Origin of the sequence: Streptomyces sp. NEAU-sy36 (assembly GCF_013423905.1) — a bacterium.
GTDB lineage: Bacteria > Actinomycetota > Actinomycetes > Streptomycetales > Streptomycetaceae > Streptomyces > Streptomyces misionensis.
Window position 1 is genome coordinate 2,292,073 of sequence record NZ_CP058977.1, and the last position, 12,489, is coordinate 2,304,561.

The following is a 12,489-nucleotide window of genomic DNA, read 5'->3' on the forward strand; positions in this document are numbered from 1 at the left end:
CGATGTCGAAACTCGGCAACATCGGCGCCAAGCTGCACCGCGGCGAGATCAGCTACGACTTCATCGGCAAGCGCAAGATCTGGTACGGCGTCTCCATCCTGATCACCATCACGGCCATCCTCGGCCTGGCGGTGCGCGGGCTGAACATGAGCATCGACTTCCAGGGCGGCGCGGTCTTCACCACGCCGACCAGCATGAGCACGACGGTGGCCCAGGCGGAGGAGTACGCCAAGGACGCCTCCGGCCACGAGGCCGTCGTGCAGAAGCTCGGCAACGGCAGCCTGCGCATCCAGGTCGCCGGCCTCGACACGGCCAAGTCGGACGAGGTCAAGCAGACCCTGGCCAAGGACCTGAAGATCAACCCCGAGAAGCTCGCCGCCGACCTGGTCGGCCCGAGCTGGGGCCAGCAGATCGCCAACAAGGCCTGGGAGGGCCTGGCGATCTTCATGGTCCTCGTGGTGATCTACCTGGCCATCGCCTTCGAGTGGCGCATGGCCGTCGCGGCCCTGATCGCGCTGATCCACGACATCACGATCACGACCGGTATCTACGCCCTGGTCGGCTTCGAGGTCTCACCCGGCACGATCATCGGTCTGCTGACCATCCTCGGTTACTCGCTCTACGACACGGTCGTCGTCTTCGACAGCCTCAAGGAGCAGACCAAGGACATCACCAAGCAGACCCGCTTCACCTACAGCGAGATCGCCAACCGGTCGATCAACGGCACCCTGGTCCGTTCCATCAACACCACGGTCGTCGCCCTGCTGCCGGTCGCCGGTCTGCTCTTCATCGGCGGCGGCTTCCTCGGCGCCGGCGACCTCAACGACATCTCGCTGTCGCTGTTCGTCGGCCTGGCGGCCGGTGCGTACTCCTCGATCTTCATCGCGACCCCGCTGGTCGCCGACCTCAAGGAGCGCGAGCCCGCGCTGCGGACGCTCACCAAGCGGGTCATGGCCAAGCGGGCCCAGGCCGCCGCGGAGGAAGGATTCCCGGGCACGGCGGACGCCGACCCCGAGGACGCCGCGCCCGCCGTGGTCGGCCCGCGCAACCAGCCCACCCGCGGCCGCGGCCGTGGCCGACAGGCGGGGAAGCGCCGATGACCGACATCCAGGAGCTGCTGCTCAGCCGCATCCGTGACGTGGCCGACTACCCGGAGCCGGGCGTGATGTTCAAGGACATCACCCCGCTCCTGGCGGACCCGGCCGCCTTCACCGCCCTCACCGACGCGCTCGCGGGCATCGCCGAGAGCACCGGCGCCACCAAGGTCGTCGGACTGGAGGCCCGGGGCTTCATCCTCGGCGCCCCCGTCTCGGTGCGCGCGGGCCTGGGCTTCATCCCGGTCCGCAAGGCCGGCAAGCTGCCCGGCGCCACCCTGCGCCAGGCGTACGACCTGGAGTACGGCTCGGCCGAGATCGAGGTGCACGCCGAGGACCTGACCTCCGGCGACCGCGTCCTGATCGTGGACGACGTGCTGGCCACCGGCGGCACCGCCGAGGCGGCGATCCACCTCATCCAGCGCGCCGGGGCCGAGGTCTGCGGCCTCGCCGTCCTGATGGAGCTGGGCTTCCTCGGTGCCCGCGCCCGCCTGGAACCGACCCTCGCCGGAGCGCCCCTGGAGGCACTCCTCCAGGTCTGACCGGGCCCCGCCCACCCGTCGTACGGCCGCCCCGGCACCCCGCCGGGGCGGCCGTCGCGCGTTCGCCCCGGCATCCCGCTGAAGACCGCGCGGACACCTCCTGTCCACCTGCCGGAATGGCACGTGCACCCCAGGCGTTGCAAGGGTAGACGGTCCTCCACCGGTCGCCGCAGGCGATGTGCGGGCGCGGGATCGCTACCATGGGGTCTCCGGAGCCTGACCGGGGGACCCGGAACGTGCACGAGGAGCCCTCTTGCCAGACGAGGCCCAGCCACTGACCGCCGCCAAGCCCGAGCCCGCCTCGGCGGCCGCGGCGAAACCCGCGCCCAACGTGTCGACCGCCAAGAACGACACCCGCGGGGCGGTCGAGCACGCCCCGTCCGCCCCCGTCGAGAAGTCCGCCGAGGCCGCGCGCCCCAAACCGGCCCCCACCGAGCGTCCGGCCCAGCCCCCCGTGGTGCGCCCGCCCTCCGTGCAGCCCGGCCGCACCGGCTCGTCCAACCGCGTCCGCGCCCGGCTGGCCCGCCTCGGCGTCCAGCGCGCCAACCCGTACAATCCGGTCCTGGAGCCCCTGCTGCGGATAGTGCGCAGCAACGATCCCAAGATCGAGAACTCCACCCTGCGCCAGATCGAGCGCGCCTACCAGGTCGCCGAGCGCTGGCACCGCGGCCAGAAGCGCAAGAGCGGCGACCCGTACATCACCCACCCGCTCGCGGTCACCACCATCCTCGCCGAGCTGGGCATGGACCCGGCCACGCTGATGGCCGGACTGCTGCACGACACCGTCGAGGACACCGAGTACGGCCTGGAGGACCTGCGCCGTGACTTCGGCGACGTGGTCGCCCTGCTCGTCGACGGCGTCACCAAGCTGGACAAGGTCAAGTTCGGCGAGGCCGCGCAGGCCGAGACGGTGCGCAAGATGGTCGTCGCCATGGCCAAGGACCCCCGCGTCCTGGTCATCAAGCTCGCCGACCGCCTGCACAACATGCGCACCATGCGCTACCTCAAGCGGGAGAAGCAGGAGAAGAAGGCGCGCGAGACCCTGGAGATCTACGCGCCGCTCGCCCACCGCCTGGGCATGAACACCATCAAGTGGGAGCTGGAGGACCTCGCCTTCGCGATCCTCTACCCCAAGATGTACGACGAGATCGTCCGGCTGGTGGCCGAACGGGCGCCCAAGCGCGACGAGTACCTGGCCATAGTGACCGACGAGGTCCAGTCCGACCTGCGCGCCGCCCGTATCAAGGCGACCGTCACAGGCCGCCCGAAGCACTACTACAGCGTCTACCAGAAGATGATCGTCCGCGGCCGTGACTTCGCGGAGATCTACGACCTGGTGGGCATCCGCGTCCTGGTCGACACCGTCCGCGACTGCTACGCCGCCCTCGGCACGGTGCACGCGCGCTGGAACCCGGTCCCCGGCCGGTTCAAGGACTACATCGCGATGCCCAAGTTCAACATGTACCAGTCGCTGCACACCACGGTGATCGGTCCCAACGGCAAGCCCGTCGAACTCCAGATCCGGACCTTCGACATGCACCGCCGCGCCGAGTACGGCATCGCCGCGCACTGGAAGTACAAGCAGGAGGCCGTCGCCGGTGCCTCCAAGGTCCGCACCGACGCGCCCAAGACGTCCGCGAAGGACAAGGACGCCATCAACGACATGGCGTGGCTGCGGCAGTTGCTCGACTGGCAGAAGGAGACCGAGGACCCGGGCGAGTTCCTGGAGTCCCTGCGCTTCGACCTGTCCCGCAACGAGGTCTTCGTCTTCACGCCCAAGGGCGACGTCATAGCGCTCCCGGCCGGCGCCACCCCCGTCGACTTCGCCTACGCCGTGCACACCGAGGTCGGCCACCGCACCATAGGGGCGCGGGTCAACGGCAGGCTCGTACCGCTCGAATCCACCCTGGACAACGGCGACTTGGTGGAAGTGTTCACCTCCAAGGCGGCCGGCGCCGGGCCGTCGCGCGACTGGCTCGGCTTCGTCAAGTCGCCGCGCGCCCGCAACAAGATCCGCGCCTGGTTCTCCAAGGAGCGCCGGGACGAGGCGATCGAGCAGGGCAAGGACGCCATCGTGCGGGCCATGCGCAAGCAGAACCTGCCGATCCAGCGCATCCTCAACGGCGACTCCCTGATCACCCTCGCCCACGAGATGCGTTACTCGGACATCTCCGCGCTCTACGCGGCGATAGGCGAGGGCCATGTCTCCGCGCAGAACATCGTGCAGAAGCTGGTGCAGGCCCTCGGCGGCGAGGAGGCGGCCACCGAGGAGATCGACGAGTCGGTCCCGCCGTCCCGCGGCCGCGGCCGCAAGCGCCGCTCCAGCGCCGACCCCGGCGTCGTGGTCAAGGGCGTCGAGGACGTGTGGGTGAAGCTGGCCCGCTGCTGCACCCCCGTGCCCGGCGACCCGGTCATCGGCTTCGTCACCCGCGGCAGCGGCGTCTCCGTGCACCGCAACGACTGCGTCAACGTGGACTCGCTGTCCCGGGAGCCGGAGCGCATCCTCGACGTCGAGTGGGCGCCCACCCAGTCCTCGGTCTTCCTGGTCGCCATCCAGGTCGAGGCGCTGGACCGCTCCCGGCTGCTGTCGGACGTCACCCGTGTCCTGTCCGACCAGCACGTCAACATCCTGTCGGCCGCCGTGCAGACCTCCCGCGACCGGGTGGCCACCTCGCGCTTCACCTTCGAGATGGGCGACCCCAAGCACCTCGGCCACGTCCTGAAGGCCGTCCGGGGCGTGGAGGGCGTGTACGACGTCTACCGCGTGACCTCGGGCCGCAGCCGCTCGTAACCACCGCCCCCGGACAGGGAGAAGGGCCCCGTACGCGCGTACGGGGCCCTTTCACACCGGCAACGAGGGAACTAGCCGCCGAACTCCTGGAGGCCCTTCAGGGCCTGGTCCAGGAGTGCCTGGCGGCCCTCCAGCTCCCTCTCCAGCTTGTCGGCCTTGGCGTTGTTGCCCTGGGCGCGGGCCTGCTCGATCTGCGCCCGCAGCTTGTCCACGGCGGCCTGGAGCTGACCGGTCAGACCCTCGGCGCGCGCCCGCGCCTCCGGGTTGGTCCGGCGCCACTCGGCCTCCTCGGCCTCCTGGAGCGCCCGCTCGACCGCGTGCATCCGGCCCTCGACCTTCGGCCGCGCGTCACGCGGGACGTGGCCGATGGCCTCCCAGCGCTCGTTGATCGAACGGAAGGCGGCCCGGGCAGCCTTGAGGTCGCCGATCGGCAGGAGCTTCTCGGCCTCCTCGGCCAGCTCCTCCTTCAGCTTGAGGTTCTCCGCCTGCTCCGCGTCCCGCTCGGCGAACACCGAGCTGCGCGCGGCGAAGAAGACGTCCTGCGCGCCACGGAAGCGGTTCCACAGGTCGTCCTCGTGCTCGCGCTGGGCGCGGCCGGCGGCCTTCCACTCCGCCATCAGCTCGCGGTAACGGGCCGCCGTCGGACCCCAGTCCGTGGAACCGGACAGCGCCTCGGCCTCGGCGACCAGCCGCTCCTTGACCCGGCGGGCCTCCTCACGCTGCGCGTCCAGCTGCGCGAAGTGCGCCTTGCGCCGCTTGGAGAACGCCGACCGGGCGTGCGAGAAGCGGTGCCACAGCTCGTCGTCGGACTTGCGGTCCAGCCGCGGCAGCCCCTTCCAGGTGTCCACCAGCGCCCGCAGCCGCTCGCCCGCGGCCCGCCACTGGTCGGACTGCGCCAGCTGCTCGGCCTCGGCGACCAAGTCCTCCTTGGCCTTGCGGGCCTCGTCGGACTGCTTGGCCCGCTGGGCCTTGCGCTCCTCACGGCGGGCCTCGACCGTCTCCACGAGCTTGTCCAGCCGGCCCCGCAGCGCGTCCAGGTCGCCCACCGCGTGGTGCGCGTCCACCTGCTCGCGCAGATGACCGATGGCGGCCTGGGCGTCCTTCGCCGACAGGTCGGTGGTGCGCACTCGCTTCTCGAGGAGGCCGATCTCGACAACCAGGCCCTCGTACTTGCGCTCGAAGTAGGCCAGCGCCTCCTCAGGGGAGCCGGCCGCCCAGGATCCGACGACCTGCTCGCCGTCGGCCGTACGCACGTACACGGTCCCCGTCTCGTCGACGCGGCCCCACGGGTCGCTGCTCACAGCGCCTCCTCCACATGATGCCTGCGGGGTGCCTCAGCGCCCCCGGGCATCGACCACAGTTTCGTCACCGCCAACATAGGCGACCAGCGGGTTCCCTGTCCGCATCCAGCGCGACCGAAATTCCGCCGGTAGCCCCCGCCGGCCTCAGGACTTGGTGACGGTCGCCTTGTCGATCACCACGGTCGCGTTCGGGGCACCGTCGCCCTGGCCGGTGCTCTCGCCCGCGCCGGCGATCTTGTTCAGCACCTTCATGCCGGCCGCGTCGATCGTGCCGAACGGCGTGTACTGGGGCGGCAGCGGGCTGTCCTTGTACACCAGGAAGAACTGGCTGCCGCCGGTGTGCTTCTGACCGGTGTTGGCCATCGCCACCGTGCCCGCCGGGTAGGTGTTCTTCTTCAGGCTGGCGTCCTTCAGGTTCTCGTCCGGCAGCGTGTACCCGGGACCGCCCATGCCGGTGCCCTGCGGGTCGCCGCACTGGAGCACGTAGATGCCCTGCGTGGTCAGCCGGTGGCACTTGGTGTGGTCGAAGTAGCCCTTGCCCGCGAGGAAGTCGAAGGAGTTGACCGTGTGCGGGGCCGCCGACGCCTTCAGCGCGATCGGGATGTCACCGCACGTCGTCGCCAGGTCCAGCGTGTACTTCGCCGACGTGTCGATCGACATCGCCGGCTCCTTCTTCCAGCTGAGCTTCTTCACCGAGCCGGCCGCCGGCTTCCGGCACGGGTCCGGCGCCTTGCTGGGCGAGGCGGACGCGCTCGGCGTGGTCTTGGCGCTCGCGTCGGTCTTCTTGTCACCGTCCCCCAGAACATGGGTCGTGTACAGCGCCACCGCGCCGATCACGATCACGCCCAGTACCGACGCGATCGCGGAGTTGCGCACGCGGGCCTTGCGCCGCGCCTCGGTGCGCCGCTGCTGCTGCCGCAAGAACTTCTCCCGGGCGAGCTGACGCCGCCGCTGCTCCTGGCTGACCACCGGGTTCTCTCCTCATGCGTGTCGTGTGTCGAGCGGTACGCGTGCGTCCTCGTGGGCCGACCACTGCGTGTAGCCCCGTACCGTATATGGGTTCGCTGAGGAAACGGCAGCGCCGGTAGGCTCTGAGTGCGGCCGAAGCCGCCCAGTCGCCGACTGTCACCGACACAACGAAGGACGATCGTGCTCATTGCCGGGTTCCCCGCCGGGGCCTGGGGGACGAACTGCTACCTCGTCGCCCCCGCCGCCGGTGAGGAGTGCGTGATCATCGACCCGGGCCACCAGGCCACCGAAGGAGTCGAGGACGCACTGAAGAAGCATCGGCTCAAGCCCGTCGCCGTCGTCCTCACTCATGGCCACATCGACCACGTGGCCTCGGTCGTCCCGGTGTGCGGCGCCCATGACGTGCCCGCCTGGATCCACCCCTCGGACCGGTACATGATGAGCGACCCCGAGAAGGCGCTCGGCCGCTCCATCGGGATGCCGCTGATGGGGGAGCTGACCGTGGGCGAGCCGGACGACGTCAGGGAGCTGGCCGACGGCGCGAAACTGGAGCTGGCCGGGCTGGAGTTCTCCGTCGCGCACGCGCCGGGCCATACCAAGGGGTCGGTGACCTTCCGGATGCCCGAGAGCGCCGACGTGCCGTCGGTGTTCTTCTCCGGGGATCTGCTGTTCGCCGGCTCCATCGGACGCACCGACCTGCCGGGCGGGTCCATGACGGACATGCTGGAGTCGCTGGGGCGTGTGTGCCTGCCGCTCGACGACTCCACCGTGGTCCTGTCCGGCCACGGCCCCCAGACGACCATCGGCCGCGAGCGCGCCACCAACCCCTATCTGCGGGAAGTGGCCGCCGGCCAGGGAGCCTCCCCGGCTCCCCGACGAGGAATGTGACGAGAGAGCTTCCGTGAGCACGTTCAAGGCCCCCAAGGGCACCTACGACCTGATCCCCCCGGACTCGGCCACGTACCTGGCGGTCCGGGAGGCGATCGCCGCCCCGCTGCGCAACTCCGGCTACGGCTACATCGAGACCCCCGGTTTCGAGAGCGTCGAACTGTTCGCGCGCGGCGTCGGCGAGTCCACCGACATCGTGACCAAGGAGATGTACGCCTTCGAGACCAAGGGCGGCGACAAGCTCGCCCTGCGCCCCGAGGGCACGGCCTCCGTGCTGCGCGCGGCCCTGGAGGCCAACCTGCACAAGTCGGGCAACCTGCCCGTGAAGCTCTGGTATTCGGGCTCGTACTACCGCTACGAGCGCCCCCAGAAGGGCCGTTACCGCCACTTCTCCCAGGTCGGCGCCGAGGCGATCGGCGCGGAGGACCCGGCGCTCGACGCCGAGCTGATCATCCTGGCCGACCAGGCGTACCGCTCGCTGGGGCTGCGCGACTTCCGCATCCTGCTCAACAGCCTGGGCGACAAGGAGTGCCGGCCGGTGTACCGGGCCGCGCTCCAGGACTTCCTGCGCGGCCTGGACCTGGACGAGGACACGCGCCGGCGTGCCGAGATCAACCCGCTGCGCGTGCTGGACGACAAGCGCGAGTCGGTCCAGGCCCAGCTGACCGGCGCTCCGCTGCTGCGCGACTACCTGTGCGACGCCTGCAAGGCGTACCACGAGGAGGTGCGCGACCTGATCACGGCGGCGGGCGTCGCCTTCGAGGACGACCCGAAGCTGGTGCGCGGCCTGGACTACTACACCCGCACCACCTTCGAGTTCGTGCACGACGGCCTCGGCTCGCAGTCCGCGGTGGGCGGCGGCGGCCGGTACGACGGCCTGTCCGAGATGATCGGCGGCCCCGCGCTGCCCTCGGTCGGCTGGGCCCTCGGCGTGGACCGCACGGTCCTCGCGCTGGAGGCGGAGGGCATCCGGCTGGACCTGCCCGCCACCACCTCCGTCTACGCCGTCCCGCTCGGCGAGGAGGCCCGCCGGGTCCTGTTCGCCAAGGTCACCGAGCTGCGCAAGGTCGGCATCGCGGCGGACTTCTCGTACGGCGGCAAGGGCCTCAAGGGCGCGATGAAGAACGCGAACCGTTCCGGCGCGCGGTACGCGCTGGTCGCCGGTGAGCGCGACCTCGCCGAGGGGGTCGTCCAGCTCAAGGACATGGAGTCCGGCGAGCAGAGTGCGATCGGCGTCAACGAGATCGTGGCCGAACTGGAGTCCCGGCTCGGCTAGCCGGCGAAGCGGAGAAGGGCGCCGGGGATTCCCCGGCGCCCTTCTCGCCGCTTCGGGCCCGCCGTCCGGCCCGCTCGCCGGTGAACGGAACCGGCCAGATGCGTCAACCCGGCGGGTGCCGATTCGTCCTGTCAGGCGTTTCCGGTACGGGGTCTTCGTGTGTGGTTGCCCGTCGCCGGGCCCGCGCCGGGGACCGTGGCCCCACCGCCGCCGGCAGGCGCGGCCCGCGGAAGCCGTGCCGCGGTCCGCTCGCCCGCGCCATCGGGTCCGAGCAGGCCGGACGCGCGCCGCGCCGGATGCCGGTACCGGGGCCGCCGGCCCGGGTCGCGTCCCCGCGCGTCCGGTGCGGACCTCCCCGGCGTGTGCCGTGCCGGCCCCGGACCCGCGGCCAGAACCGTACGGTCCGTGATCTCCGGGCTGGGTCGCATGTCCCCGTCGGCCGGTGGACACACAGCGGGGTGCGGCACAATGGCCGGTGCCCGAAGATGGTCCAACTCTCAAGTGACGGAATCGGCGTGATGAGCAAGACGACAGTCAACGACGTCTCCGCGGTGTCCGGTCCCGACCGCCCCGCCGACGCGCCCCGCACGGTGGGCGGCAGCCGGGCCTTCGCCCTGCTGCTGGTGATCACCGGCGCGGCCGGGCTGCTGGCCGCCTGGGTGATCACGCTCGACAAGTTCAAGATCCTCGAAGCCAAGGTCGCGGGCAAGACGTTCACCCCCGGGTGCAGCGTCAACCCGGTGGTCTCCTGCGGCAGCGTGATGGAGAGCAAGCAGGCCGCCGTCTTCGGCTTCCCGAACCCGATGCTGGGCCTCGTCTGCTACGGCATCGTGATCTGCGTCGGCATGAGCCTGCTGACCCGGGTCCGCTTCCCGCGCTGGTACTGGCTGACGTTCAACTTCGGCACCCTCTTCGGCGTCTGCTTCGTCACCTGGCTCCAGTTCGAGTCCCTGTACCGGATCAACGCCCTGTGCCTGTGGTGCTCCCTGGCCTGGGTCGCCACGATCACCATGTTCTGGTACGTCACCTCGTCCAACGTCCGCAACGGTTTCCTGCCCGCCCCGCGCTGGCTGCGCTCCTTCCTCGGCGAGTTCACCTGGGTGCTGCCGGTCACCCACTGCGGCATCATCGCCATGCTGATCCTCACCCGCTGGGGCAGCCAGCTCTGGGCCTGAGCCCCCGCACACCGCCTGCCCGCCGCCCGCCCCCGGACCGGGGCCGGGCGGCGTTGTCGGTGGTGTGTCTTAGGGTTTCAGGGTGGAACCCGACCTCTTCACCGCCGCAGCAGAAGAACGCCAGGAGAAGGATCCGTCGGCCAGTCCCCTGGCGGTGCGCATGCGCCCGCGCACGCTCGACGAGGTCGTGGGCCAGCAGCACCTGCTCAAGCCCGGCTCGCCCCTGCGCCGCCTGGTCGGCGAGGGCTCCGGCGGCCCCGCCGGCGTCTCCTCGGTGATCCTGTGGGGCCCGCCCGGCACCGGCAAGACCACCCTCGCCTACGTCGTCTCCAAGGCCACCAACAAGCGCTTCGTGGAACTGTCCGCGATCACCGCGGGCGTCAAGGAGGTGCGCGCGGTCATCGATGGTGCCCGCCGCGCCGCCGGCGGCTTCGGCACCGAGACCGTCCTCTTCCTGGACGAGATCCACCGCTTCAGCAAGGCCCAACAGGACTCCCTGCTGCCCGCGGTCGAGAACCGCTGGGTGACCCTGATCGCGGCCACCACCGAGAACCCCTACTTCTCGGTGATCTCCCCGCTGCTGTCCCGCTCCCTGCTGCTCACCCTCGAACCCCTCACCGACGACGACATCCGCGGCCTGCTGCGCCGCGCCCTCGACGACGAACGCGGCCTCAAGGGCGCGGTCGCCCTTCCCGAGGACACCGAGGAACACCTGCTGCGCATCGCCGGGGGCGACGCCCGCCGCGCCCTGACCGCCCTGGAGGCCGCCGCCGGCGCCGCCCTCGACCAGGGCGAGGGCGAGATCTCGCTCGCGACCCTGGAGCAGACCGTCGACCGGGCGGCGGTGAAGTACGACCGCGACGGCGACCAGCACTACGACGTCGCCAGCGCCCTGATCAAGTCCATCCGCGGCTCCGACGTGGACGCCGCCCTGCACTACCTGGCCCGCATGATCGAGGCCGGCGAGGACCCCCGCTTCATCGCCCGCCGGCTGATGATCTCCGCCAGCGAGGACATCGGCCTGGCCGATCCCAACGCGCTGCCCATCGCGGTCGCCGCCGCCCAGGCCGTCGCCATGATCGGCTTCCCCGAGGCGGCCCTGACCCTCAGCCACGCCACCATCGCCCTCGCCCTCGCCCCCAAGTCCAACTCCGCGACGACCGCGATAGGCGCCGCCCTGGAGGACGTGCGCAAGGGCCTGGCCGGAGCGGTGCCGCCGCATCTGCGCGACGGCCACTACAAGGGCGCCGCCAAGCTGGGCCACGCCCAGGGGTACGTGTACCCGCACGACCTGCCCGAGGGCATCGCCCGGCAGCAGTACGCGCCGGACGCCCTGAAGGACCGCGAGTACTACACACCGGGCAGGCACGGCGCCGAGGCGCGGTACGCGGACGCGGTCGAGTGGACCCGCAAGCACCTCGGTCGCAGGCGGAGCTGAGCAGCCTGTAGAATGCTGCGAAGCGCCTAGTCCTGTGCCGTCAGAGCGGGACAGCAGGCCGGAGATCCCGTCCCTCGCGGACGGACTCCAGGAGCGTCGCGCACCGTCGATCGGTGTCGCGGGCAGCCCACCACCACCCGGAGCCCGGGACGGTCGGTGGGCCACTCGCGTGCTGCACGTATGTGCCCAGACCAGGGAAGCGGCTGCCCGGCAGGTCCCTCGTGGACCGGCGGGTTTTCCCGGCTGCGGATGCGACCTCCCGAAACCCTGGCAAGCCGAACACTACGAAACGAGATAGAGACAGTGGCGAACCAGTCCCGCCCCAAGGTCAAGAAGTCGCGTGCCCTCGGCATCGCGCTGACCCCGAAGGCCGTCAAGTACTTCGAGGCCCGCCCCTACCCGCCGGGTGAGCACGGCCGCGGCCGCAAGCAGAACTCGGACTACAAGGTCCGTCTGCTGGAGAAGCAGCGCCTGCGCGCTCAGTACGACGTCTCCGAGCGCCAGCTGGTGCGCGCCTACGAGCGTGCCTCCAAGGTCCAGGGCAAGACCGGTGAGGCCCTGATCGTGGAGCTGGAGCGCCGCCTCGACGCGCTGGTCCTGCGCTCGGGTCTCGCCCGCACGATCTACCAGGCCCGCCAGATGGTCGTCCACGGCCACATCCAGGTCAACGGCCAGAAGGTCGACAAGCCGTCCTTCCGTGTCCGTCCGGACGACGTCGTGCAGGTCCGCGACCGCTCCAAGGACAAGACGCTCTTCCAGATCGCCCGCGAGGGTGGCTTCGCCGCGGACGGCGAGACCCCGCGCTACCTCCAGGTGAACCTCAAGGCCCTGGCGTTCCGCCTGGACCGCGAGCCGAACCGCAAGGAGATCCCGGTGATCTGCGACGAGCAGCTCGTCGTCGAGTACTACGCCCGCTGATCCCGGCGCGCGCGTAGCACCACACCCGGACCCGCCGTCTCCCCGCCCCTCCGGGCGGGCGAGCCGGCGGGTCTCGCGTTTTCCGGACCGGTCGCCC

At 70.8% G+C, this 12,489-nt stretch carries 10 protein-coding genes; 8 read left to right on the plus strand and 2 right to left on the minus strand.

What is annotated here, in order from left to right; genetic code table 11:
- Window positions 1-2: 2 nt before the first annotated feature.
- The 3 genes from secF (at window position 3) to relA (ending at window position 4,427) form a co-directional block, all read left to right on the plus strand.
- Window positions 3-1,100 carry a protein translocase subunit SecF gene (secF, locus tag HZZ00_RS10475; protein ID WP_180331926.1) on the plus strand — a complete coding sequence of 366 codons (1,098 nt, stop codon included), beginning with the start codon at window positions 3-5 and terminating at the stop codon, window positions 1,098-1,100.
- Entirely contained in the window at window positions 1,097-1,636 is a 540-nt protein-coding gene (locus tag HZZ00_RS10480; protein WP_180331927.1) for an adenine phosphoribosyltransferase, read from the plus strand. Before secF ends, HZZ00_RS10480 begins: the two co-directional genes overlap by 4 nt.
- 253 nt (window positions 1,637-1,889) lie before the next feature.
- Entirely contained in the window at window positions 1,890-4,427 is a 2,538-nt protein-coding gene (relA, locus tag HZZ00_RS10485; RefSeq protein ID WP_180331928.1) for a GTP pyrophosphokinase, read from the plus strand.
- Between the two features lie 71 nt (window positions 4,428-4,498).
- On the opposite strand, the gene HZZ00_RS10490 is transcribed toward relA, so the two are convergent.
- Window positions 4,499-5,728: a DUF349 domain-containing protein gene (locus HZZ00_RS10490; RefSeq protein ID WP_180331929.1), complete on the minus strand. Its 1,230-nt coding sequence runs from the start codon at window positions 5,726-5,728 to the stop codon at window positions 4,499-4,501.
- 144 nt (window positions 5,729-5,872) lie between these two features.
- Entirely contained in the window at window positions 5,873-6,697 is an 825-nt protein-coding gene (locus tag HZZ00_RS10495) for a peptidylprolyl isomerase (protein ID WP_180331930.1), read from the minus strand.
- A 180-nt stretch (window positions 6,698-6,877) separates the two neighbouring features.
- On the opposite strand from HZZ00_RS10495, the gene HZZ00_RS10500 reads away from it, so the two are divergent.
- From HZZ00_RS10500 to rpsD, 5 genes are all read left to right on the plus strand, one after another.
- The gene (locus tag HZZ00_RS10500) at window positions 6,878-7,585 is read left to right on the plus strand and encodes an MBL fold metallo-hydrolase (protein ID WP_070030072.1); all 708 of its coding nucleotides are present in this window, start codon (window positions 6,878-6,880) and stop codon (window positions 7,583-7,585) included.
- 13 nt (window positions 7,586-7,598) lie between these two features.
- Window positions 7,599-8,861: a histidine--tRNA ligase gene (gene hisS, locus HZZ00_RS10505; RefSeq protein ID WP_180331931.1), complete on the plus strand. Its 1,263-nt coding sequence runs from the start codon at window positions 7,599-7,601 to the stop codon at window positions 8,859-8,861.
- Between the two features lie 518 nt (window positions 8,862-9,379).
- On the plus strand, window positions 9,380-10,036 hold the full coding sequence (locus HZZ00_RS10510; RefSeq protein WP_180331932.1) for a vitamin K epoxide reductase family protein: 657 nt from the start codon (window positions 9,380-9,382) through the stop codon (window positions 10,034-10,036).
- A gap of 82 nt (window positions 10,037-10,118) precedes the next feature.
- Window positions 10,119-11,474: a replication-associated recombination protein A gene (locus HZZ00_RS10515; protein WP_180331933.1), complete on the plus strand. Its 1,356-nt coding sequence runs from the start codon at window positions 10,119-10,121 to the stop codon at window positions 11,472-11,474.
- A gap of 303 nt (window positions 11,475-11,777) precedes the next feature.
- On the plus strand, window positions 11,778-12,392 hold the full coding sequence (gene rpsD / locus HZZ00_RS10520) for a 30S ribosomal protein S4 (protein WP_146469036.1): 615 nt from the start codon (window positions 11,778-11,780) through the stop codon (window positions 12,390-12,392).
- Window positions 12,393-12,489: the final 97 nt, after the last annotated feature.